23 protein-coding genes are annotated in these 22,312 nt (G+C 72.0%); 11 read left to right on the top strand and 12 right to left on the bottom strand.

Going from position 1 to position 22,312, the window contains the following annotated elements; all coding sequences use genetic code 11:
- Nucleotides 1-15 precede the first annotated feature (15 nt).
- A complete protein-coding gene (gene nadA, locus J2X64_RS14560) occupies nucleotides 16-1,212 on the bottom strand; it encodes a quinolinate synthase NadA (protein WP_310156018.1) in 1,197 nt (398 codons plus the stop codon).
- A 153-nt stretch (nucleotides 1,213-1,365) separates the two neighbouring features.
- Here nadA and J2X64_RS14565 point away from each other — a divergent pair, with 153 nt between their 5' ends.
- Complete coding sequence (locus J2X64_RS14565; RefSeq protein WP_310156021.1) at nucleotides 1,366-2,475, top strand: alpha/beta hydrolase-fold protein; 1,110 nt, start codon at nucleotides 1,366-1,368, stop codon at nucleotides 2,473-2,475.
- A gap of 25 nt (nucleotides 2,476-2,500) precedes the next feature.
- On the opposite strand, the gene J2X64_RS14570 is transcribed toward J2X64_RS14565, so the two are convergent.
- Complete coding sequence (locus J2X64_RS14570; protein WP_310156024.1) at nucleotides 2,501-2,725, bottom strand: hypothetical protein; 225 nt, start codon at nucleotides 2,723-2,725, stop codon at nucleotides 2,501-2,503.
- A 198-nt stretch (nucleotides 2,726-2,923) separates the two neighbouring features.
- Here J2X64_RS14570 and J2X64_RS14575 point away from each other — a divergent pair, with 198 nt between their 5' ends.
- The 3 genes from J2X64_RS14575 (at nucleotide 2,924) to J2X64_RS14585 (ending at nucleotide 6,350) form a co-directional block, all read left to right on the top strand.
- A complete protein-coding gene (locus tag J2X64_RS14575) occupies nucleotides 2,924-4,549 on the top strand; it encodes a DEAD/DEAH box helicase (RefSeq protein ID WP_310156027.1) in 1,626 nt (541 codons plus the stop codon).
- A gap of 158 nt (nucleotides 4,550-4,707) precedes the next feature.
- Nucleotides 4,708-5,874: a glycerate kinase gene (locus J2X64_RS14580; protein WP_310156030.1), complete on the top strand. Its 1,167-nt coding sequence runs from the start codon at nucleotides 4,708-4,710 to the stop codon at nucleotides 5,872-5,874.
- A gap of 95 nt (nucleotides 5,875-5,969) precedes the next feature.
- Nucleotides 5,970-6,350, top strand: coding sequence for an iron-sulfur cluster assembly accessory protein (locus tag J2X64_RS14585; RefSeq protein ID WP_310156033.1), 381 nt, complete (start codon nucleotides 5,970-5,972; stop codon nucleotides 6,348-6,350).
- 91 nt (nucleotides 6,351-6,441) lie between these two features.
- Here the strand turns inward: J2X64_RS14585 and J2X64_RS14590 are convergent, their stop codons facing one another.
- From J2X64_RS14590 to J2X64_RS14600, 3 genes are all read right to left on the bottom strand, one after another.
- Nucleotides 6,442-6,972, bottom strand: a complete 531-nt coding sequence (locus J2X64_RS14590; protein ID WP_310156037.1) for a hypothetical protein — start codon at nucleotides 6,970-6,972, stop codon at nucleotides 6,442-6,444.
- On the bottom strand, nucleotides 6,969-7,319 hold the full coding sequence (locus J2X64_RS14595; RefSeq protein WP_310156040.1) for a PadR family transcriptional regulator: 351 nt from the start codon (nucleotides 7,317-7,319) through the stop codon (nucleotides 6,969-6,971). The genes J2X64_RS14590 and J2X64_RS14595 overlap by 4 nt, the downstream gene beginning before the upstream one ends.
- A gap of 116 nt (nucleotides 7,320-7,435) precedes the next feature.
- Entirely contained in the window at nucleotides 7,436-8,146 is a 711-nt protein-coding gene (locus J2X64_RS14600) for a flavodoxin family protein (RefSeq protein ID WP_310157544.1), read from the bottom strand.
- Nucleotides 8,147-8,306: 160 nt separating this feature from the next.
- Between J2X64_RS14600 and J2X64_RS14605 the strand changes: the two genes are divergently transcribed.
- Both J2X64_RS14605 and aat read left to right on the top strand, forming a co-directional pair.
- Complete coding sequence (locus J2X64_RS14605) at nucleotides 8,307-9,293, top strand: carbohydrate kinase family protein (RefSeq protein ID WP_310156043.1); 987 nt, start codon at nucleotides 8,307-8,309, stop codon at nucleotides 9,291-9,293.
- Between the two features lie 3 nt (nucleotides 9,294-9,296).
- A complete protein-coding gene (gene aat, locus J2X64_RS14610) occupies nucleotides 9,297-9,986 on the top strand; it encodes a leucyl/phenylalanyl-tRNA--protein transferase (protein WP_397444065.1) in 690 nt (229 codons plus the stop codon).
- Here the strand turns inward: aat and J2X64_RS14615 are convergent.
- Both J2X64_RS14615 and J2X64_RS14620 read right to left on the bottom strand, forming a co-directional pair.
- Nucleotides 9,979-10,245, bottom strand: coding sequence for a sulfurtransferase TusA family protein (locus J2X64_RS14615; protein ID WP_310156046.1), 267 nt, complete (start codon nucleotides 10,243-10,245; stop codon nucleotides 9,979-9,981). The genes aat and J2X64_RS14615 overlap by 8 nt on opposite strands.
- Before the next feature lie 14 nt (nucleotides 10,246-10,259).
- Nucleotides 10,260-11,441 carry an aminotransferase class V-fold PLP-dependent enzyme gene (locus J2X64_RS14620; protein WP_310156051.1) on the bottom strand — a complete coding sequence of 394 codons (1,182 nt, stop codon included), beginning with the start codon at nucleotides 11,439-11,441 and terminating at the stop codon, nucleotides 10,260-10,262.
- 171 nt (nucleotides 11,442-11,612) lie between these two features.
- On the opposite strand from J2X64_RS14620, the gene coxB reads away from it, so the two are divergent.
- From coxB to J2X64_RS14645, 5 genes are all read left to right on the top strand, one after another.
- Nucleotides 11,613-12,434: a cytochrome c oxidase subunit II gene (gene coxB, locus J2X64_RS14625; protein ID WP_310156054.1), complete on the top strand. Its 822-nt coding sequence runs from the start codon at nucleotides 11,613-11,615 to the stop codon at nucleotides 12,432-12,434.
- Complete coding sequence (gene ctaD / locus J2X64_RS14630) at nucleotides 12,434-14,233, top strand: cytochrome c oxidase subunit I (RefSeq protein WP_310156058.1); 1,800 nt, start codon at nucleotides 12,434-12,436, stop codon at nucleotides 14,231-14,233. The genes coxB and ctaD overlap by 1 nt, the downstream gene beginning before the upstream one ends.
- A 2-nt stretch (nucleotides 14,234-14,235) precedes the next feature.
- Nucleotides 14,236-14,637, top strand: coding sequence for a cytochrome c oxidase subunit 4 (locus tag J2X64_RS14635; RefSeq protein WP_310156060.1), 402 nt, complete (start codon nucleotides 14,236-14,238; stop codon nucleotides 14,635-14,637).
- Between the two features lie 321 nt (nucleotides 14,638-14,958).
- Entirely contained in the window at nucleotides 14,959-16,188 is a 1,230-nt protein-coding gene (locus J2X64_RS14640) for an Ig-like domain-containing protein (RefSeq protein ID WP_310156063.1), read from the top strand.
- Nucleotides 16,189-16,198: 10 nt separating this feature from the next.
- Entirely contained in the window at nucleotides 16,199-17,266 is a 1,068-nt protein-coding gene (locus J2X64_RS14645) for an alkaline phosphatase family protein (RefSeq protein WP_310156065.1), read from the top strand.
- A 55-nt stretch (nucleotides 17,267-17,321) separates the two neighbouring features.
- Here the strand turns inward: J2X64_RS14645 and J2X64_RS14650 are convergent, their stop codons facing one another.
- The 5 genes from J2X64_RS14650 to J2X64_RS14670 all read right to left on the bottom strand — a co-directional run bounded on the left by J2X64_RS14650 (nucleotide 17,322) and on the right by J2X64_RS14670 (nucleotide 22,211).
- Entirely contained in the window at nucleotides 17,322-17,675 is a 354-nt protein-coding gene (locus J2X64_RS14650) for a metallopeptidase family protein (protein ID WP_310156068.1), read from the bottom strand.
- A 110-nt stretch (nucleotides 17,676-17,785) separates the two neighbouring features.
- Nucleotides 17,786-19,543, bottom strand: coding sequence for a ubiquinol-cytochrome c reductase cytochrome b subunit (locus J2X64_RS14655; protein ID WP_310156071.1), 1,758 nt, complete (start codon nucleotides 19,541-19,543; stop codon nucleotides 17,786-17,788).
- Nucleotides 19,540-20,634 (bottom strand): Rieske 2Fe-2S domain-containing protein, encoded by a 1,095-nt coding sequence (locus J2X64_RS14660; RefSeq protein WP_310156074.1) that lies wholly within the window; start codon nucleotides 20,632-20,634, stop codon nucleotides 19,540-19,542. Before J2X64_RS14660 ends, J2X64_RS14655 begins: the two co-directional genes overlap by 4 nt.
- A 67-nt stretch (nucleotides 20,635-20,701) precedes the next feature.
- A complete protein-coding gene (locus tag J2X64_RS14665) occupies nucleotides 20,702-21,484 on the bottom strand; it encodes a cytochrome c (protein ID WP_310156077.1) in 783 nt (260 codons plus the stop codon).
- Nucleotides 21,485-21,539: 55 nt separating this feature from the next.
- Nucleotides 21,540-22,211: a heme-copper oxidase subunit III gene (locus tag J2X64_RS14670; protein WP_310156080.1), complete on the bottom strand. Its 672-nt coding sequence runs from the start codon at nucleotides 22,209-22,211 to the stop codon at nucleotides 21,540-21,542.
- Between the last annotated feature and the right edge of the window lie 101 nt (nucleotides 22,212-22,312).

Genomic DNA, 22,312 nt, shown 5'->3' on the forward strand with positions numbered 1-22,312 from the left:
CCCACCGCGCGGCTGTCAGTCGCGGCTGGTGGGCCCCGGCAGGGCGAGCATCTGGTCGAGGGCCACGCGGGCCCAGTGCGCGACGTCCGGGTCGACCCGGATCGGGTTGACCACGCGGCCCTGGACGAGGGACTCCAGCGCCCAGACCAGGTGCGGCAGGTCGATGCGGTTCATCGTCGAGCAGTAGCAGACGTTCTTCTCCAGGAACGCGATCCGCTGCTCGGGGAACTGCTCGGCCAGCCGGCGCACGAGGTTGAGCTCGGTGCCGACGACCCACGACGTGCCGGCCGGTGCGGCTGCGATCGTCGCGATGATCTTCTCGGTCGACCCGACCTCGTCGGCCGCCTCGACGACCTCGTGCCGGCACTCGGGGTGGACGATCACCTTGACCCCGGGGATGTCGCGCCGGGCCTGCTCGACCGCCTCGAGGGTGAAGCGGCCGTGGACCGAGCAGTGCCCGCGCCACAGGACCATCGTGGCCGCGTCGAGCTCCTCGCGGGTGAGGCCGCCGTTCGGCTTGTGCGGGTCCCAGACGACGCAGTCCTCGAGCGCGCCACCGAGGTCGCGCACGTACGTGTTGCGGCCGAGGTGCTGGTCGGGCAGGAACAGCACCTTGCCGCCCTCGCCGGCCTGCTCCAGAGCCCAGGACAGCGCCGTCCTCGCGTTCGAGGAGGTGCAGACCGTGCCGCCGTGGCGCCCGGTGAAGGCCTTGATGGCCGCCGAGGAGTTCATGTAGGTCACCGGCACCGTGCGGTCGGCGACGCCCGCCGCGACGAGGTCCTCCCAGGCGTCCTCGACCTGCTGGATCGCGGCCATGTCCGCCATGGAGCACCCGGCGGCGAGGTCCGGCAGGATCACCGTCTGCTCGTCGCTGGTCAGGATGTCGGCCGACTCGGCCATGAAGTGCACGCCGCAGAACACGATGTACGGCGCGTCCGGGCGTGCCGCGGCGTCCTTGGCCAGCTTGAACGAGTCGCCGGTGACGTCCGCGAACTCGATGACCTCGTCACGCTGGTAGTGGTGCCCGAGCACGAAGACCCGGTCGCCGAGCGCCGCCTTCGCGGCCCGCGCCCGCTCGACCAGGCCGGGGTCGGACGGTGCCGGCAGGTCGCCGGGGCACTCGACCCCTCGCTCGGTGTGCAGGTCGGTCCCGTGGCCCAGGACCAGCAGGGGGAGCGGGGCGTTGCGCGGCGTCGCGGAGGTGGTGCTCACGCCCGCATCGTATGCCGTGCTGCCGGACGTCCCGGTCGTGGCGTCGCACGCTGCTCCCGCAGGGCCGCCGGCACAGCGGGCCCGTGGCGGGCGTCCGGGGAACTCACAGGCTTCGTACAGACGCAGCCGAGCCCCGAGGGGGACGATGCCACCATGTCGCTGACCGGGACCGCCCTGCCCGTGGTCCTCGCCGTGGTCGCGCTCGTGCTGTTCGGCCTGCTGGTGGCGGGGATCCCGCAGGTGCGCAGGCGGTGGGCCGCGATGGCGACCCGCGGTGGCGGCATCGCGGTGCTCAACGTCGTGGTGCTCTGCCTCGTCGGCGTCGTCGCCAACGACCACTTCGGCTTCTACGTGAGCTGGTCCGACCTCGCAGGTGCGCGCTCGCCGGTCACCGTCACCCACCACGGTGCGTCGGCCCGTACGGCGGCGACGCAGCGGATGCGCAGCCCGCTCACCCCACCCCCCTCGGTGCTGCCGGCGCTGCGCTCCTCCGGACGGCTGCAGACCCTCACGGTCGCCGGACCCCGCAGTGGACTCACCGGGCAGGTGCTGGTCCTGCTCCCGGCGGGCTACGACCCGACCTCGCCCCGCCGCTACCCCGTGATCGAGGCGCTGCACGGCATACCGGCCACGCCCTCCTCGTGGTTCACCGGGATGGACCTGCAGACCGCACTGGACAGCCAGGTCGCCGCGCACGCCATCGCGCCGAGCGTCGTCGTGCTGCCGCAGGTCAACTTCCCGCTCTCCCTGGACGGGGAGTGCGTCAACGGGCCGCCCGGCACCCCGCAGGTGGAGACGTGGCTGGCCACGGACGTGCCGCGGTTCGTCACGTCCCACTTCCGGGTGGCGACCGACCGCGCGTCCTGGGCCGTCGCCGGGTACTCCGAGGGCGGCTGGTGCTCGGCCATGGTGGGGATGCTCCACCCGGACGTGTTCGGTGGCGACCTGGTCTTCAGCGGCACGTTCCGGCCGGAGTTCACCCGGGCGTACCAGCCGTTCGGGCGCACGCTGCCGTCGCGGTACGACCTGGTGACGCTGGCCCACCGGCACCCACCGGCACTGGCCATGTGGGTGCAGTCGAGCAAGCGCGACGGGTACTCCTACCCGCCGACCGCCGCCTTCCTCAAGCAGGTGAAGGCGCCGCTGTCGGTGACGACGGACCTGCTCAAGACGGGCGGCCACCGCGAGATGCTGTGGGCCTCCGAGCTGCCGGGCGCGCTGAAGTGGCTGGGGCAGAACGTGCCGGGCTTCGCCCCCCACTGACCGTCCCGGGGCGCGCCCAGCGGCCTCAGAGCAGGTGGATCTTGGGGCTGCTGCGCGCGACGCTGACGTGCTGGTCGCCGAAGCGCACGACGACGCGGTCGTCGTCGAGCTTGACCACGGACCCGAGGCCGTGGCGGTCGTGGGAGACGCGGTCGCCGACGGCGAAGGTGGGGTGCACGACCGGCTCGGTGTCCCGGTTGAACGGGCTGTTCTGCAGGTGGGGGCGTTTGCTCGGGGGGCGAGTGGACATGCCTCCCAGTGTCCACCCATTCCGGACGGTTCGCGTGCGCCACCCCCTCCACGTCGTGGCGCAGGCGCTCCGGCAGGTAGACTCAGGGGGTCGCCCGGACAGTTTCGCCACGGGCGCCTCGCGATTTCCCTCCTGTGTGCTGCGGCCCACTGTGGCCCGCCCGGCGGAACGCCTCTCTGACCTCTGGAGTACCCACCTGTGTCCGTTGACACCACCTTCGCGCGCCTCGGCGTGCCCACCACGCTCGTCGACCTTCTCGCCGAGCGCGGCATCACCACCCCCACCCCGATCCAGGCCGCGACCCTCCCGGACTCGCTGGCCGGCCGCGACGTTCTCGGCCGAGGCCGCACCGGCTCCGGCAAGACGTACGCCTTCCTCCTGCCCCTGCTGACGCGGCTCGCGGCCAGTGGCACAGCCCGCCGCCCCGGCCGTCCCCGCGCGCTGGTCCTGGCCCCGACCCGTGAGCTCGTGCTCCAGATCGAGGCCGCGATGGCCCCGATGGCCGACGCCCTCGGGCTGCGCAGCCAGACCGTCTTCGGCGGTGTCGGGCAGAACCCCCAGGTCCGCGGCCTCAAGGCCGGGGTCGACGTCGTCCTCGCCTGCCCCGGCCGGCTCGAGGACCTCATCGGCCAGGGGCACGTGAACCTCGACGCCGTCGAGGTCACCGTGCTGGACGAGGCCGACCACATGGCCGACCTCGGCTTCCTGCCCGCCGTGCGCCGGCTGCTCGACGCGACCCCCGCCGGCGGCCAGCGGCTGCTGTTCTCGGCGACCCTCGACAGCGGGGTCAACGTGCTGGTCAAGCGCTACCTCAGCTCGCCGGTCACGCACGAGGCCGACTCGGCGCAGTCGCCGGTCGCGCAGATGACGCACCACGTGTTCCACCTGCGCCCGGACGCCCACTTCCCGGTCCTGCTCGACCTCGCCGCGGCCCCGGGCCGCACGGTCGTCTTCACCCGCACCAAGCACCGCGCCAAGAAGCTGGCCCGCCAGCTCAACTCCTCGGGCGTCCCGGCGGTCGAGCTGCACGGCAACCTCGGCCAGAACGCCCGCACCCGCAACCTCGAGGCCTTCCACGACGGCAGCGCGACGACGCTGGTCGCGACCGACATCGCGGCCCGCGGCATCCACGTCGACGACGTCGGCCTCGTGATCCACGCCGACCCGCCGGTCGAGCACAAGGCGTACCTCCACCGCTCGGGCCGCACCGCCCGCGCCGGCTCCAGCGGCACCGTGGTCACGCTCATGACCGACGAGCAGGTCCGCGACGTGCGTGACCTGACCCGCAAGGCGGGCATCAACCCGACGACGACCCGCGTGCACCTGGGTCACCCTCTGCTCGCCGAGGTGGCGCAGGGGGAGCGGACCTTCGCTGGCGCGTTCCAGCCGGCCGGTGGCTCGTCCTCCGGTGCGGGGTCGCAGGGCGGCGGTTCCTCGCAGCCCGGCACCGGCAGCCGACGCCCCGGCCGCGGTCGTGGGCGCGGTGGCGCGGCCGACGGCTCCGCATCGGGCGGCGGCTCGGGCCGTCCCGGGTCTGGTCGCACGGGCTCGGGCCGCTCCGGCTCCGCCGCGGGCGGCTCGGGTCGCGGTGGCGCGGGTCGTCCCGGCGGCAAGGCCGAGTCCGGTGCGGGCGCCCGGGGCGCCGGCGACGCCCGTGGCCGCGCAGGCGCGCGCCGCGGTGGGAGCCAGGGCTCCGGCACGGGGCGCACGTCCTCGGGCCGGTCGGCCGGCTCCACCACGGCGTACTCCACCTCGACCCCCGGCTCCGGTGGGGCCGCAGCCTTCTCGGCCGGCAGCCGCGCCGGGTCGCGCCGCGGTCGCTGACCGACCCCACGCCTCTCGCTGTCGCGCCGAAGTCTGGGACTTCGGGGCACAAGCGGGGTCGAAGCGCCGAAGTCTGGGACTTCGGCGCAGCAGCGGGGTCGGTGACCCTGCGAGCCGACCGGTGCCGGGGGACAACCCGGCGCCGGTAGCCTCGTCGCGTGCACGTCGTCATCGCCCCTGACTGCTTCACCGGCACGCTGACCGCCCAGCAGGCGGCGGAGGCCATGGCCCAGGGCTGGCGCGAGTCCGCGCCCCACGACCTGCTGACCCTGGTCCCGCTGTCCGACGGCGGCCCTGGCTTCATCGATGTCCTCGCCAGCGCGCGCCCGGAGGCCGAGACGGTCGTCGTGACGGTGGCCGACCCGCTGGGCCGTGAGGTCCCCGCGGGCGTGCTGCTGGTCGACACCGACGGCGGCCGCACGGCATACCTCGAGTCCGCGCAGGCCGCCGGCCTGCACCTGCTGGCCGCCGACGAGCGCAACCCGGCCGTCACGAGCACCTGGGGCGTCGGGCAGCTGCTCGACGCCGCGCTCGAGGCCGGTGCCACCCGCATCGTCGTCGGCCTCGGCGGCAGCGGCACCAACGACGCCGGCGCCGGCATGCTGGCGGCCCTCGGCATCGGGGCGGCCGAGGAGCTCGCCCGGGGCGGCCTGGCGCTCGCCGAGATCGGCGACGACGCGCTCGGCGGCCTCGACGCGGCCCGCAGCCGGTTCGCGGGCGTGGAGCTGGTGCTCGCCAGCGACGTGGAGTCGCCCCTGCTCGGCCTGCAGGGCGCCTCGGCGGTCTTCGGCCCGCAGAAGGGCGCCTCGCCCGAGCTGGCACAGGCCCTCGAGGGGGCGCTCGGCCGGTTCGTCGAGGTGGTGCGCCGCACCGTGCCCGAGCAGACCGACCTGCTCAGCGGGAAGCCGCGGCGCCTCGACAAGGAGCCCGGCGCAGGGGCGGCCGGCGGGCTGGGCTACGGGCTCTACCTGCTCGGGGCCACCCGCGTCAGCGGTGTCGCCGAGGTGCTGCAGGCCGTTGGCCTGCGTGACCTGCTCGCCGCCGCCGACCTCGTCGTGACGGGGGAGGGCAGCTTCGACTGGCAGAGCCTGCAGGGCAAGGTCGTGGCCGGCGTGGCCGGCCTCGCCCTCGAGACCGCGACCCCGAGCGTGGTCCTGGCGGGACAGACCCTCGTGGGGCGCCGCGAGGCGATGACGCTCGGGCTCTCCGGGACGTATGCCGTGGCCGAGACGGCCGAGCAGGTGGAGGCCGCCATGGCCGACCCCGTGGGCACGCTCGCCCGGCGCGCGGCCCGGGTGGCGGCCACCTGGTCACCCCAGCGCTGAGGACGACGTACAGTGGATGGGGTGCGGGAACAATCCGCACCGACCGTGGGTTGGCCCCAGTGGCCCACCTCCACCGACATGAAGGACGCATCACCATGAGTGTTCAGGACCAGACCGCTCCGGCCGCGACCGAGACTCCCGCCGAGGCCACGCACGGCGTGCTGCTGACCGATGTCGCCGCGGGCAAGGTCAAGTCCCTGCTCGAGCAGGAGGGTCGCGACGACCTGCGCCTGCGCGTGGGCGTGCAGCCCGGTGGCTGCTCCGGCCTCATCTACCAGCTCTACTTCGACGAGCGCACCCTCGACGGTGACCTCGTGCGCGACTTCGGCGGCGTCGAGGTCGTGGTCGACCGGATGAGCTCCCCGTACCTCGAGGGCGCGACGATCGACTTCGCCGACACCATCGAGAAGCAGGGCTTCACCATCGACAACCCCAACGCGGGCAGCTCGTGCGCCTGCGGTGACAGCTTCAGCTGAGCCGACCTGACCCGGGCCCCCCGGGTCGGCCGTCGCGAAGGGCCCCGCACCAGCTGGTGCGGGGCCCTTCGTCGTGCCCGGGGCGGGCTGGTCAGGCGGGCACCGCGCCGGAGCGGCGGTGCAGCAGCGGCCGCCACGGCCCCGCGGCGAGGACGAAGACGACCAGGGCGACCAGGAGCACCGACAGGGGGAGCACCCCCGCCATCGCCACGGGGTCGCCCGCGGCGCCGAACTCGGCGGTGGCCTCCGACACGAGGGGCGGGACCGACCCGGTGACGGGCCGCCCGGTCACCCCGCTGGCACGCACGCCCTCGACGAAGCCGAGGACCGAGAACGTCCACAGCAGCTGGAGCACCACCCACGTGGCCAGCGCGACGTACCCGCCGAACGCCCACCGGGGCCGGTCCCGGTAGGTCTCGGCCACGGCATACGCCATCGCCCTCGGCGACCCGATCGCGAGCAGCGCCCGCGTCGTGCCCTCGCGCCCGGCGGCCTCGTCGAGGTTGGCGCGCAGCTCGGTGCGCAGCTCCTTGCGCCGGCGGCCGGGCACCCCGCGGAAGTCCATCCAGAAGTCGTAGCGGGCCACGGCCCCCGCGATGCGGGAACGGTCGACGATGTTCATGCGGTCTCCCCCTCGGTGACGGGCGGTGCGGCGCCCGTGACGGTGTCGACGGCCGCGACGAGCGACCGCCAGGCCCGGCCGCGTGCGGCCAGCTCGGCCACTCCCGCCGGGGTCGTGCGGTAGTACTTGCGCGCCGGGCCCGAGGCCGACGGCTCCAGGCGGGACTCCAGGAGGCCGGCCGACTCCAGTCGGCTCAGGGCCGGGTAGACCGTCCCCTCGGCGAGGTCCTCGAACCCCGCGGCCTTGAGCCGGGTGACGATGCCGTAGCCGTACCCCGCCTCCTCCCGCAGCACGCTCAGCAGGAGCAGCGCGAGCACTCCCTTGAGCATCTGCGGGTCGTGGGTCATGGAGAAAAGGTATGCCAGGTACCTGGCTTTGCCAAGTACCTCGAGCGCCGTGCCCGCAGGGGAGGGCTGCTGGGCGACGAGGAGCCCGCAGGCCGGGGCTGGTGGACCCGCGGCTGCTAGCGGTACTCGGGGTTGGGGGAGTCGAACCGGTCGCCGGCGTCCCACGCCACCCGCTGGTTGCCGCCGACGGGGAAGCCGCCCGCCACCGTGAACATCGCCGCAAGGTGCATGAGGTTGAACGTCATGAACGTGGTGTTCCGCCGGGTGAACTCGTTCTCGGGGCCGCCGCTGCCCTCGTCGAGGTACGACGGCCCGGGCCCGGCCTCGCCGATCCAGCCCGCGTCCGCGCCCGGTGGGATGGTGAACCCGACGTGCTGCAGGCTGTAGAGGATGTTCGAGGCGCAGTGCTTGATGCCGTCCTCGTTGCCCGTGATGATCGCGCCGCCGACCTTGCCGTAGTAGACGTACTGCCCGGCCGCGTTGGTCATCGACGAGCCGCCGTACAGCCGCTCGATGACGCGCTTGGTGACGCTGGAGTTGTCACCCAGCCAGATCGGGCCGGCGACCACGAGGATGTCCGACTCGAGGATCTCGGCGAAGATCGTCGGCCACTCGTCGCGGTCCCAGCCGTGCTCGGTCATGTCGACGTAGACGCCTGTGGCGATGTCGTGGTCGACGGCGCGGAACTCGCGGACGTCGACCCCGTGGTCGCGCATGATCCCGGCGCTGACGTCGATGAGCCCCTGGGTGTGGCTGCGCTCGGGGGAGCGCTTCAGCGTGCAGTTGACGAACGTCGCCCGCAGCCCCCCGAAGTCCAGGGCCCGCATCGCCTCGGTCGCCGTCTGCGTGCCCGTCGCCGTCTGGGCCCCCGTCGCCGCCCCCGGCTCCGTGCCCACCTGTGTCCCCGTCCCTGCCCCCGTGTCGGTCATGGACCGAACTGTCCACCGCGGCGCTGCCGACCGCAACGGCAACGGGTAGGTTTCCGGTGTGCGTATAGCCGTCACCGGGTCCATTGCCACCGACCACCTCATGACCTTCAAGGGGAGGTTCCGCGACTCCCTCGTGGTCGAGCAGCTCGACAAGGTCTCGCTGTCCTTCCTGGCCGACGACCTCGAGGTCCGCCGCGGGGGAGTGGCCGCCAACATCGCCTTCGGCATGGCGAACCTGGGCCAGCGGCCGATCCTCGTCGGCGCCGTCGGCGAGGACTTCGCCGACTACCGCAGCTGGCTGGAGCGCCACGGCGTGGACTGCGCGTCCGTGCACGTCTCGGAGTCCCGGCACACGGCCCGGTTCGTGTGCACCACCGACGAGGACATGGCCCAGATCGCCACCTTCTACGCCGGCGCCATGAGCGAGGCGCGGGCGATCGAGCTCGGCCCCATCGCCGAGCGCGTCGGCGGCCTCGACCTCGTCGTCGTCGGGGCCAACGACCCCGAGGCGATGCTGCGGCACACGCGGGAGTGCCGCTCGCGGGGCATCCCGTTCGCCGCCGACCCGAGCCAGCAGCTCGCGTTCGCCGACGGGGAGACGATCCGCCAGCTCATCGACGGCGCCGACTACCTGCTCACCAACGAGTACGAGGCCGCCCTCACCGAGCAGAAGACCGGCTGGTCCTCCGAGGAGATCGCGGCTCGGGTCAACACGCGGGTCGTCACCAAGGGCAAGGACGGCGTGACCATCGAGGGCAAGGGCGAGGACCCGGTCCACGTCTCGGTCGCCCGCGAGGTGCGCCGTGCCGACCCGACCGGTGTCGGCGACGCGTTCCGCGCCGGGTTCCTCACCGGCCTGGCCGCCGACCTCGGCCTGCGCCACGCCGCGGAGCTGGGCTCGATGCTGGCGACCTACGTCATCGAGACCGTGGGGACGCAGGAGTACACCCTCGGCAAGTCCACGTTCCTCGCCCGGCTCGCCGAGGCGTACGGCCAGGACTCCGCCGACGCGATCGAGCCGCACATCGCCTGCGTGGCCCCCTGACCGGTGGTCGCCCCCGAGCCCGTCGAGCCCCTGCCGAGCGGCTGGGTCTTCGACCTGTCCGGGGTCGACGAGGGGGAGGACCTGGTCGCCGTCGGCGGTGACCTGCGCGCCGGGACGATCCTCGAGGCGTACCGCACGGGCGTCTTCCCCATGGGCCTCGGCGACCACGGCGCCCGGCCGATCGGGTGGTGGTCACCGGACCCGCGCGGGGTCCTGCTCCCCGGCGGGGTGCACGCCAGCCGGTCGCTGCGGCGGTCGCTGCGACGGTTCGAGATCCGGGTCGACACCGCGTTCCGCGAGGTCGTGGCCGCGTGCGCGGACCCCTCCCGCGACGGCCGGTGGATCACCACCGAGATCGCCGACGCGTACATCCAGCTGCACGCCCTCGGCTGGGCGCACAGCATCGAGACGTGGCAGGACGGCGAGCTCGTCGGTGGCCTCTACGGCCTGTGCGTCGGCGGCCTGTTCGCGGGTGAGTCGATGTTCCACCACGTCACCGACGCCTCCAAGGCCGCCGTCGTCGCGATGGCCGGCCACGTCTTCGCCGACGGCGACCCCCGCCGCATCATCGACGTGCAGTGGGCCACAGACCACCTGCGCACCCTGGGCATCGTGAGCATCCCGCGCAGGGAGTACCTGCGCCGGCTCTCCCACGCGATCGACCTCGAGCCGCCCGCCTTCGCGGTCAGCTGACCGGGGTCGCCGGCCCCCCGAGCCGGACGCGGTATGCCGTGTGCCCGCCGCAGTCCCGCGCCTCCACGAACGTGTGGCCACGCATCCGGCACCACGCGGGGACGTCCGTCGCCGCGGCCGGGTCGGTGGACCACACCTCCAGCTCGGTCCCGGGCGGGGCGTCGCGGGCCCGCTGCGCCAGCCGAATGACCGGCAGCGGGCAGCGCAGGCCGCGCGCGTCGACGACGTCCTCGGCGCTCACAGCGTCGTCCGTGTCCACAGCGTCGTCCCCGCTCACAGCCGCCGGGCCCCCAGCTCCTCGCGCACCCGCTCGACGGCGCCGGGGAGCGCGCGCACGAACCCGGCCACGCCGGCGGCCCGGTCGGGTGCGACGGCGGCGAGGGGGAGGGTCACGCGCACGTTGCCGTGGGTGAGCGCACCCATGGCAGCCAGGACGTGGCTCGGCTCCAGCGTGCTCGCAGTGCAGGCCGAGCCCGACGCCACGGCGAAGCCCGCCCGGTCGAGCTCGCGCACGAGCGCCTCGCCGTCGGCATACAGCGCGGAGAAGGTGAGGACGTGCGGAAGCCGGCCCTGCGGGTCACCGACCACGTCGACGTCGGGCAGCCGGGCCGCCGCCTCGCGCAGGTGCCCGACGAGGGCGAAAGCCTCGGCCGCGTCCTCCTCGCGCACCGCCTCCGTCTGCCGCCACGCCTCGGCCGCCGCGAGGGCCAGCGGCACCCACGGCGTGTGGCGCGACGCGCCGTGCAGCGCCGCGTCCGGGTCGGTGGCCCCGGGCAGCAGCCACCGCGTGCGCTCGGGCGCGACGAGGACCCCGAGGCCGCCGGGACCGCCCCAGGACTGGGCGTCGCCCGCGAGCACGTCGTATGCCGTGGGGGCGGGTACCCGACCGAGCGACGCCTGGGCGTCGACCGCCAGAGGCACGCCCGCCGCGCGGCAGGCCTCGTGGGCCTCCTCGAGCGGCTGGAGGGTGCCCACCTCGCCGTTGGCATGCTGAAGGGCCGCCGCCACCGTGCCCGGGACGGCCAGGGCCTCCCTCCACGCGTCGAGGTCCACACGTCCCAGCTGGTCCACGGGGACCTCCGCGAGCAGGCCGGCGTCGCCCGCGCGGTCGGCCTCGTGCCTCGCCGGGACGAGGACGGCCGAGTGCTCGACCGCGGAGGCGACCGTCCGGGCACCCCGGCGGCGCCCGGCGTGGCGCAGGCCGTCCAGCGCCCAGCGGACCGCGGTCGGCCCGTCGGGGGCGAAGGCCACCTCGGCCGGGCGGACCCCGAGCCCGGCGGCCAGCACCTCCCGCGCCTGGTCGAGCATCCGGCGCGCCGTCCGCGCCTCGGCGTGCAGCCGCCGGGGATCGGCCCAGCCGGCGTCGACGGCGGCCAACAGCGTCGCCCGGGCGGCGGGGTGCACCGGTCCCGGTGCGGCGTCGAGGAGGACGCGCTCGACAGGGGGATTCGCCACACCCTGACGGTAGCCGTACCCCGACCCGACACCGCCTCCCGGCTGGAGTAGGGTTTGGCGCGAATGGCCCATCACTGCTTCGAAGAAGGTGCACCGTTGCGTCAGCACGACGTCCCTGCGCCGCGCCCCCCGCGCCGGCGGACAGTTCTCCGCAGGTCCACCGTGGGTGCCGTGGCCTCCCTGCTGGCGGTCGCCCTCTCGGGCTGCGCCGGTCGCGTCCAGGACGGCTTCCTCCCGCGCGCCGCCACCCAGGGTGGTGAGCGCGTCACGACCCTCTGGAACGGCGCCTGGATCGCCGCCCTCGCGGTCGGTGTCCTCGTCTGGGGCCTGATCCTGTGGTGCGTGGTTGCCTACCGCCGCCGCAAGGACGACAACGAGCTCCCGGTGCAGCTGCGCTACAACGTGCCGATGGAGATCCTCTACACCGTCGTCCCGGTGTTCATGATCGCCGTGCTCTTCTACTACACGCAGCGTGACGAGTCGGCCCTGCTGGACACCAGCAAGAACCCCGACGTCGTCGTCAACGTCATCGGCAAGAAGTGGTCCTGGGACTTCAACTACGTCAACGAGGACACCTACGAGAGCGGCACGCAGGCCGAGCTCACGGGGAAGGCGGGCGCCGAGGCGTCCCTGCCGACCCTGTACCTCCCGGTCGGCAAGCGCACCGAGTTCGTCCTGACCTCGCGCGACGTCATCCACTCGTTCTGGGTGCCGGCCTTCCTGCAGAAGCTCGACATGATCCCGGGCCGGGTCAACAAGTTCCAGGTCGTCCCGACCGAGACCGGTGACTTCAAGGGCAAGTGCGCCGAGCTCTGCGGCGCCTACCACTCGCAGATGCTGTTCAACGTCAAGGTCGTCGACCAGGCCACCTACGACGCCCACATCGCCGAGCTCAAGGCCAAGGGCAACACCGGCCAGCTCGACAACAGCCTCAACTCCGAGCGGATCATGAACAACCAGCAGAACCTCGTCCCGAGCACTGGGAGCAAGTGATGGCAGCGGCGACCGAATCCACCGCGGGCACCTACCTGCGCTCGACGCAGGGCACCTCGACCCGTCGGCTCACCAAGGGCCAGACCGTCGTGAAGTGGATGACGACGACCGACCACAAGGTCATCGGCAACCTGTACTTCATCACCTCGTTCATCTTCTTCATGTTCGGTGGGGTGCTCGCGCTGCTCATCCGCGCCGAGCTCTTCGAGCCGGGACTGCAGGTGGTGGACAACCCCGAGCAGTACAACCAGCTCTTCACCATGCACGGCACGATCATGCTGCTGCTGTTCGCGACGCCGCTGTTCGCCGGATTCGCCAACGCGCTGATGCCGCTGCAGATCGGTGCGCCCGACGTGGCGTTCCCGCGCCTGAACATGTTCGCCTACTGGCTGTACCTGTTCGGTGGCCTCATCGCCTCGGCGGGCTTCCTGACGCCCCAGGGTGCGGCGTCGTTCGGCTGGTTCGCGTACGCCCCGCTCTCGGACGCCTCGAACAGCCCGGGCCTCGGCGGTGACCTCTGGGTCTTCGGCCTCGCCCTCGGTGGCTTCGGCACCATCCTCGGTGCGGTCAACTTCATCACCACGATCATCTGCATGCGCGCACCGGGCATGACCATGTTCCGGATGCCGATCTTCACCTGGACGGTGCTGATCACCTCGCTGCTCGTGCTGATGGCCTTCCCGGTCCTGGCCTCCGCGCTGCTGGCCCTGGGTGCCGACCGCAAGTTCGGGGCACAGGTGTTCCAGCCCGAGAACGGTGGGCCCATGCTGTGGCAGCACCTGTTCTGGTTCTTCGGGCACCCAGAGGTCTACATCATCGCCCTGCCGTTCTTCGGCATCATCAGCGAGATCCTGCCGGTCTTCTCCCGCAAGCCGATCTTCGGCTACAAGACCCTGGTCTTCGCCACGATCGGTATCGCCGCGCTGTCCGTGACCGTGTGGGCGCACCACATGTACGCGACCGGCCAGGTGCTGCTGCCGTTCTTCGCGGTGATGACGATGCTCATCGCCGTGCCGACGGGCGTGAAGTTCTTCAACTGGATCGGCACGATGTGGGGCGGGAAGCTCTCCTTCGAGACGCCGATGCTGTGGGCGATCGGCTTCCTCGTGACGTTCCTCTTCGGCGGCCTGACCGGCATCATCCTGTCCAGCCCGGCGCTCGACTTCCACCTCTCCGACAGCTACTTCGTGGTGGCCCACTTCCACTACGTCGTGTTCGGCACGGTCGTGTTCGCGATGTTCGCGGGCTTCTACTTCTGGTGGCCCAAGCTCACCGGCCGGATGCTCGACGAGACGCTGGGCAAGATCCACTTCTGGATGCTGTTCGTCGGGTTCCACACGACCTTCCTCATCCAGCACGTGCTCGGTGTCGACGGCATGCCCCGTCGCTACGCCGACTACCTGCCCGAGGACGGCTTCACCTGGATGAACCAGGTCTCGACCTATGGCTCGTTCCTGCTCGGTGCGTCGACCCTGCCGTTCCTCTACAACGTGTGGAAGACCTGGCGGACCGCTCCGCTGGTCGAGACCGACGACCCGTGGGGCTACGGCGCCTCGCTGGAGTGGGCGACCTCCTGCCCGCCGCCGCGGCACAACTTCGACGTGATCCCGCGGATCCGCTCCGAGCGCCCGGCGTTCGACCTGCACCACCCGGAGGCGGCACCGTTCGCCACCCTGCCGGCCGACCCCGACACCCTGACGCGGATCATCGGCGGCCCGGACGGCAACGGCCCGGACGCGCACCACACTGGTGAGCTGGACCACGACCTCAACCCCCGATTCCACGAGGAGCGCGACTGAGCATGAAGATCGAGTTCAAGCTCTTCGTCATCCTGGCGATCTTCTTCGCCCCCGTCGGTCTCCTCTACGGCATCTTCACCCACTGGCGCGAGCCGGTCGGTCCGGCTGGCCTGTTCCTGTCGGCCGGCCTCGGTGCGATGATCGCGTTCTACCTCTGGGCCACCGGGCGACGCCTGCCCGAGCGCCCGGAGGACAACCCCGCCGGCGAGATCGACGAGCAGGAGGGCGAGTACGGCTTCTTCAGCCCGCACTCCTGGTGGCCGCTCCCGCTGGCCGGTGCCGCCGCGGTCTGCTTCCTCGGCCTCGCGGTCGGGTGGTGGCTGTTCATCATCGGCGCGGCCTTCGGCGTCGTGGCCCTCGTCGGCTGGACGTTCGAGTACTTCAAGGGTCCGCACGCGGTCTGACCTGCGCGGACACCAGCCGAGGCGGTGCAGCACCCGGACCGGGTGCCGCACCGCCTCGTCGCTGTCGAGCGGGGCCTTCGCGCGCGTGGCGGGGCTGTCAGGGTCCCCGGGGTACCATGGAGCGACGGTCCGCGCCAGCGGGCCGTCCCCATGGGGGCCTGACGCGGTCGAACCGCCTGGCCGATCACGGGCGCCGACAGCCAACCGGACGGGGCCGTACGGCGTCTGACGGGGTGGACCGGCGCCGTGCGCCCGGCCCGGCCGAGACAGGACACGAACGCGAGGAACGCACCTGAGGGTGCGAGCACAGGAGCAGCAGTGGTGGGTAGGACTCTTCGGGCACGCCGACAGCTCGTCGCCGCGGCGACCCTGGTCACGGCAGCCGTGCTCGTCGCCGGGTGCTCCGGTTCGGCGACCGGTCAGTCGACCGGGAACGTCGCCGGCAGCCCCTCGTCCTCGTCCTCCTCCAGCTCCAGCAGCGCCCCGGTCGTCCCGGCGGACCTCTCGGTCACGCCCGCCGACGGTGCGAGCGGTGTCCTTCCGAGCTCGCCGGTCGTGGTCGAGGCCAAGTCCGGGACGCTGAAGTCGGTGACGGTCAAGGACGCCACCGGCCGTGAGCTCCAGGGCTCGCTCGAGAACGGCACCTGGACCTCCACGGGCCGCCTCGCTCCCGACAGCACGTACACCGTGTCGATGACCGCCGCCGGGTCCGACGACACCCCCAGCACCAGCACGTCGACCTTCCGCACGCTCAAGCCCGCCGTCACCGCGACCTACGGCATCCTCTACGCCGGCCAGACGGTCGGGATCGGCATGCCGGCCTCCATCCAGTTCGACTCACCGGTCGTGACGCCGCAGCAGCGTGCGCAGGTGGAGAAGCTGGTGACCGTGACGACGACCCCCAAGGTCGAGGGGCACTGGGGCTGGCTCGACAGCCGCCAGCTCATGTGGCGCCCGAAGACCTACTGGAAGCCGGGAACCAAGGTCACTGTCAACGCGCCCCTCAGCGGGGTGCAGACAGGTCCGGGCAAGTGGATCGCCAACGACGACAGCGCCAGCTTCACGGTGGGCTCCGCCATGGTCTCCACCGTCGACATCAAGCGCCACGTCATGACCGTCACGCAGGGCGGCACGGTCCTGCGCACCATCCCGATCAGCGCGGGTCGCCCCGGCCCCAAGACCGAGACCCGCTCGGGCATCAAGGTCATCATCCGCAAGGAGGGGACCGTGGTGATGGACTCGACCACGATCGGGATCAAGAAGGGCCAGCCCGGCTACTACAAGATCAAGACCGAGTCGGCCATGCGCGTGACCTGGACGGGGGAGTACCTCCACTCGGCCCCGTGGTCGGTCGGCTCGCAGGGCAGCTCCAACGTGAGCCACGGCTGCGTCAACATGTCCCCGAGCGAGGCCGCGTGGATGTACTCGATCTCCAAGGCGGGCGACGTGGTCGTCTTCACCGGCTCCAGCCGGGTCTTCCAGCCGACCGAGGGCATCGGGGTCTGGCAGTACTCCTACGCCAACTGGGTCAAGCAGAGCGCCCTCGCCTGAGGCGCCTCGCGTGAGCCGCCCGGACGGCCGCAGAGCAGCGACCTGCGCCGCCCGGCCCCGTCCGGTGTCGCGCATCCTCCTCGGGGCGGCGCTGGCCGGTCTGGTGGCCGTCGGGGCGGGCTGCACCGGCGGTGCGCGCGACCGCGCCGAGCGCCCGGTCACGCCCGCGCCCACGACCGCAGCCTCCGCGACCGCGTCGCCGTCGACGAGCGCCGGCTCGGGTCCGTCGAGCACCACGACCACCACCGCCGGCGCTCCGCCGAGCAGCACAGCAGGCACCACGGCGGACACCACCTCGGCGGGGCCCAGCAAGCTGCTCGTGGTCGTCATGGAGAACCACTCGCTGGCCCAGATGCGGGCGCAGATGCCTTACACCGAGGCCCTGGCGCAGCGGTACGGCTACGCCACCGCGTGGTCGGCGGTGCGGCACCCGTCGCTGCCGAACTACCTGGCGATCGCGTCGGGGAGCACCCACGGGGTCGCCGACGACGCGCCTCCCGCACAGCACGCCCTGACGGGCGCGACCGTGTTCGGTCGGGCGCTGGCGGCGGGTTCGACCGCCGCCGTCTACGCGGAGGGCATGCGACGCCCCTGCCAGGCCGGGTCGGACGGCCGGTATGCCGTCAAGCACAACCCGTGGGCGTACTTCCCGGCGGAGCAGGCGGCCTGTGACCAGCACGACCTGCCGCTCGACGCGCTGCCGGCGGCCATCGCCGGTGGGACGCTCCCGGCAGCCGGCATGGTCGTGCCGGACCTGTGCCACGATGCGCACGACTGTGCCCTCGGCGTCGCCGACGACTGGTTCCGCGCGTGGATGACGCGCATCGAGGCCGGTCCCGACTGGCGCTCCGGCCGGCTCGTCGTCGTGCTGACCGCCGACGAGGACGACCAGTCCTCCGGCAACCGGGTGCTCACCGTGGTGGCGCACCCGTCCCTGCACCACGTGGTCGTGACGGCTCCGCTCGACCACTACTCGCTCACCCGGCTCTACGCCGAGGTGACGCGCACGGCCCCGCTGGGCAGTGCTGCAGGGGCCGCCTCGATGGCCAGGGCGTTCGGGCTGCCGCTGCCACGCTGACGCCCGTCTCGGGCCGGACGGCGGCAGGGGAGCGGGGCCCGTCCGGTGGCGGGAGTCAGCCCCAGCCGAGCTCGTGCAGACGGTCGTCGTCGATGCCGAAGTGGTGGGCGATCTCGTGCACGACCGTCACCGCGATCTCCTCGACCAGCTCGTCCCTGGTGTCGCACATCCGGGTCAGCGGACCTCGGAAGACCGTGATGCGGTCGGGGAGGGCGCCGGCCGCCCACGCCTCACCCCGCTCGGTCAGCGGCACGCCCTCGTAGATCCCGAGCAGGTCGGGCTCCTGCTCCGGCGGCTCGTCCTGCAGGAAGATGACCACGTTGTCCATGAGGGCGAGCAGCTCGGGCGGCACCCCGTCGAGGGCGGCGTCCACCGCCTGCTCGAACTCCGCGCGCCCCATCTCCACCACGGGCCCAGCCTCCCACGGCCTCCACGTCCGCGAGACGGCCCCCAGAACGCCGTATGCCGCCCGCTCGAGGTGAGCGGGCGGCATACGGCGTCGGGGAGCCGGTGCGGGCGTCAGGGACGCTGCGGCGGCTTCCGGTTGGCGGTCTCGAGCCCGGGACGGGTCTCCTGCTCCTGCGGAGCGGCCTCGATCGCCTCGTGGCCGTGGCCGTCGTGGTGGGCGGCGGCGAGCTCGGCCGGGGTGACCGGGTCGATGCGGTCGGTGAAGTAGAACCGCGACAGGGCCGCGCGGGCCTTGTCCTTGCGCGCGGTGGGGGAGGCCACCCCGTGCTCGTCGGTCGCGGCCTCGAGCTGCAGGACCTCGTGCGCGTCGTGCTGGACGAGGTTCCAGCGCGTGAACGCGTCGAGCGGCTCGTGCTGCTCGAAGAACTGCCCGTCCGCGGTGCGGATGATGCGGCCCGTCTCGCGGCCGTGCAGGACCAGGTCGCGGTCGCGGCGCTGCAGCGACAGGCAGATCCGCTTGGTCACCCAGAACACGATGACCGGCGCGATGAAGAACGACGCCCGCAGGATGTGGGTGATGTCGTTGATCGACAGGTGCAGCTTGATCGCCATGATGTCGTTACCGGCGGCGAACATGAGCACGCCGTACATCGTCATCGCGGCCATGCCGAGGGCAGTGCGCGTCGGGTTGTTGCGCGGGCGGTCGAGCAGGTGGTGCTCGCGCTTGTCACCGGTGACCCAGGACTCCAGGAACGGGTAGGCGGCCATGAGCCCGTACATCACGGGGATGAGCAGGATGGCGCCGATCATGACGTTGAAGCTGAAGGTGAACCCGAACGCGGTGAACTCGAGCCAGCCGGGCAACAGTCGCAGGGCACCGTCGGCGAAGCCCATGTACCAGTCCGGCTGGGACCCGGCCGTCACCGGCGAGGGGTCGTACGGCCCGTACGCCCAGATCGGGTTGATCGTCACCACCGCCGAGATGAGGGCGACGACACCGAAGACGATGAAGAAGAAGCCACCGGCCTTCGCGGCGTACACCGGCATGACGGGGTAGCCCACGACGTTGTCGTTGGTCCGGCCCGGGCCGGGGTACTGGGTGTGCTTGTGCACGAACACGAGCCCGATGTGGGCGGTGAACAGGCCGACGAGGATCGCCGGCAGCAGCAGCACGTGGACGGCGTACAGGCGGGGGATGATCGCCTCGCCGGGGAACGGGCCGTCGAACACGAAGTACGACAGGTACGAGCCGATGACGGGCACCGAGCGCATGAAGCCCTCGGCGGCGCGCAGGCCGGTGCCGGACAGCAGGTCGTCCGGCAGGGAGTAGCCGGCGAAGCCCTCGACGAGGGCCAGCATCGACAGGATGCAGCCGATCACCCAGTTGATCTCACGCGGCTTGCGGAACGCGCCCGTGAAGAACACGCGCAGCATGTGCACCGACAGGGCGACGATGAACATCAGCGCGGCCCAGTGGTGGATCTGCCGGATGAGCAGGCCACCGCGGATGTCGAAGGAGATGTCGACGGTCGAGCGGTACGCCTCGGACATCGTGATGCCCTTGAGCGGCAGGTACGAGCCGTCGTACACGACCTGGCCGGCGCTGGGCACGAACCAGAACGTGAGGAACGTGCCCGACAGCAGGCAGATGATCATCGAGTACATGGCGACTTCGCCGAGCATGAACGACCAGTGGTCCGGGAAGACCTTCTTCATCAGGTAGCCGAAGGGCTTCGCGGCACCCGTGCGGTCGTCGAGCCAGCCCGCTACGCCCCCGATGGCCTTGGCACCGGGGGAGTGGGGAGCCTCGTGCTTCGGGTCGTCAGCGCGGAGCCGGTCGGCCCCGCGTGCGGTTGATGTGGTGCTCATGCGTGTCCACGCTCCCAGAAGCTCGGGCCGACAGCCTCGCGGAACGGGGCGTCGGCCACCAGGTATCCCTCAGAGTCCACTGTAATCTTCAGCTGCGGCAGCGGCCGCTTGGCCGGTCCGAAGATGACCTTGCAGTCGTTGGTGACGTCGAACGTCGACTGGTGGCACGGGCACAGCAGGTGGTGCGTCTGCTGCTCGTACAGCCCGACCGGGCAACCGACGTGGGTGCAGATCTTGGAGTAGGCGACGATGCCCTCGTGGCCCCAGTCGCGCTCCTTCTGCGGCTTGATGTCATCGGGGTTGAGGCGCATCAGCAGGACGGCGGCCTTGGCCTTGTCCTCGAGCACGTGCTGGGAGTCCTTGATCGACTCCGGCAGGACGTGGAAGACCGAGCCGATGGTGACCTGGTCGGCGCGGATCGGCGTGCGCTCGGGGTCGCGGACCAGCCGGTCGCCCTTCTTCCACATCGTCTTGGAGAGCTCGTCCTTGGGGAGCGGGCCGAGGCCGCCGACCAGGGGCAGGATCAGCGCGATCGGGGGCAGCGCCAGGGCGCCCGCCAGGGAGAACTTGATGAGGGGGCGGCGCCCGATCTGGGACTTGCCGCCCTCGCCCACGAAGTTGTCGACCGCGCGCTTGCGGTCCTCGTCGCTGGCCCGCTGCGGGTGGCGCTCCTCGACCATCTCGGTGTCGGGCATGAGCGTCTTGGCCCAGTGGACGGCACCCACGCCGACGCCGAGCAGGGCGAACGCGAGGCAGACACCGAGGACGACGTTGTAGAGGTTCGCCTTGCCGATGCCGGGCAGGAACGCGGCCTGCTCCGGGTCGATGGCGAAGTAGGCGATGACGAACAGGACCGTCGCCAGGCTCGAGATGCCGAAGAGCGTCGCGACCTGCTTCTCGGCGCGCTTGGCGGCCTTCTCGTCGAGGTCGCTCATGCGCGCGACGTGCGGCGGCAGGCCCGGGTTCTCGAACCGGGCGGGGAGGCCGCCGGTGCCCTCGATGTGGCCCTGGTCGAGCCGGACGGCGTTCGCGCCGTAGCCGTTGCCGTCGCTGGGGACGACCTCGCCGCGGGGCGTGTCGTGTTCGCTCATCGTGTCGTCGATCCCGTCGAGTTGCAGGAGTGGGTTGCGGAGTGGGGCCGGGCGGCCGGGGCGGGCGTCATGCGGCCTTCTTCCCCAGCCAGACCGCGAAAGCCACCATGATGCCGAGGCCGAAGACCCAGGCGAACAGGCCCTCGGAGACCGGGCCGAGGTTGCCGAGGTTCATGCCGCCGACGTTCTCCTCCTTGTCGACCGCGTGGAGGTAGGCCACGATGTCGTTCTTGCTCTCGGGGGAGATGTTCTGGTCGTTGAAGACCGGCATCGACTGCGGGCCGGTGACCATGGCCTCGTAGATGTGCTTGCCCTCGACGTTGCGCAGGCTCGGGGCGTACTTGCCACGGGTGAGCGCACCGCCGGAGCCGGCGAAGTTGTGGCACATGGCGCAGTTCACGCGGAAGAGCTGGGCGCCCTTGGCGACGTCGCCGCCCTCACCGCTGGAGTACTGGGCGTCCGGGACGGCGGGCCCGGGGGCCAGCGAGGCGACGTACGCGGCCATGGCCGAGATCTCGTCCTGCTTGAACCGGACCACCGCGCGGGGGGCCTGCACGTTCGGTGCGGCCATCGGCATACGACCCGTGCCCACCTGGAAGTCGACGGCAGCCGCACCGACACCGGCGAGCGACGGGCCGGCCTTGGTGCCCTGGGCCTGCAGGCCGTGGCAGGTGGCGCAGTTGGCGAGGAACAGCTTCTTGCCCTGCTGGACCTGGTCGGCGGAGGCCGTGGCGGCGCTGGCCGGCTTGGGGGCGAAGGCCGAGTAGGCGAGGCCGGTGACGACCAGCCCCAGGAGGATCAGCAGGGCGATGGCGGCCGGGTGGCGGCGACGGGCGGCCAGTGCGTTCACGGTGCGGTCCTGTCGGTGGTGGCGGGAGCGGCGAGGGGCATGGGGGAGTTCGGAGTCACTTCAGCAGGTAGATGGTCGCGAACAGCGCGATCCAGACCACGTCGACGAAGTGCCAGTAGTACGAGGTCACGACCGCGCCGGCTGCCTGGGCATGGCTGTAGTGCCGGGTCGTGAAGGTGCGGCCGATGATGAGCAGGAAGGCCAGCAGGCCGCCGGTCACGTGCAGGGCGTGGAAGCCGGTGGTCAGGTAGAAGACCGAGCCGTACGCGCTCGAGGAGAGCGTGATGTTCTCGTGGACGAGCTCGGAGTACTCGAGCACCTGGCCCGAGACGAAGATCGCGCCGAAGACGTACGTCAGGACGTACCACTCGCGCATGCCCCAGGCCTTGAGGTCGAGGAGCTTCGCGTTGCCGCGGTGGGCCTTGCCGTGCTCGGCCGCGTGGACGCCGAGCTGGCACCACACCGAGGAGATGACGAGGATCAGCGTGTTGACGCTGGCGTACGGCACGTTGAGCACGCTGGTCGAGGTGCGCCAGAGCTCCGGCTCGACCGAGCGGATCGTGAAGTACATCGCGAACAGGCCGGCGAAGAACATCAGCTCGCTGGCCAGCCACACGATCGTGCCGACCGACACCATGTTGGGCCGGGAGACGGGGCCATGTCCGGGGATGCTCGCCGGGCGCGAGGGTTCTGAAGTCACTGCGGATGCTGTCGCCACGTGCGCCATTATTGCCACATTCGCATCGCGGCACACCGGCGGCCCCCCGTGAGGTGCGCCTCGCGCGTGGGGCGGGCGCCCGCGGGATCCCGGACACCGCACCGGTAGCA

Source organism: Phycicoccus sp. 3266 (genome assembly GCF_031456495.1).
Classification (GTDB): Bacteria; Actinomycetota; Actinomycetes; order Actinomycetales; family Dermatophilaceae; genus Pedococcus.